At 52.2% G+C, this 232-nt stretch carries 1 protein-coding gene; it reads right to left on the reverse strand.

What is annotated here, in order from left to right; all coding sequences use genetic code 11:
- Nucleotides 1-232 (reverse strand): GTP cyclohydrolase I (locus VJI94_RS08880; RefSeq protein ID WP_324009114.1); only part of this gene is annotated, 232 nt, incomplete at both ends.

The following is a 232-nucleotide window of genomic DNA, read 5'->3' on the forward strand; positions in this document are numbered from 1 at the left end:
CCGAAGAGCATCATTCGTCATGAATAGACCACCCATCTTATTGGTAGTCGTCAGACTGTTGTGCTGCTTGGCCCCACGCGCATGCATGCAGAAGTGTTTGGCCTTGCAAACAACAGCGATATCATCCGTTTCCAAGACGAAGGATAGGGCCGCGAATACCTGCTCGGTAAACTTCTCCTGGATCTGCGGACGTGCTGCAAAGAATTCGACCACGCGGGCAAACTTCGAAAGG

The sequence above is a fragment of the Parvimonas sp. D9 genome (assembly GCF_035282565.1).
Classification (GTDB): Bacteria; Bacillota; Clostridia; order Tissierellales; family Peptoniphilaceae; genus Parvimonas; species Parvimonas micra.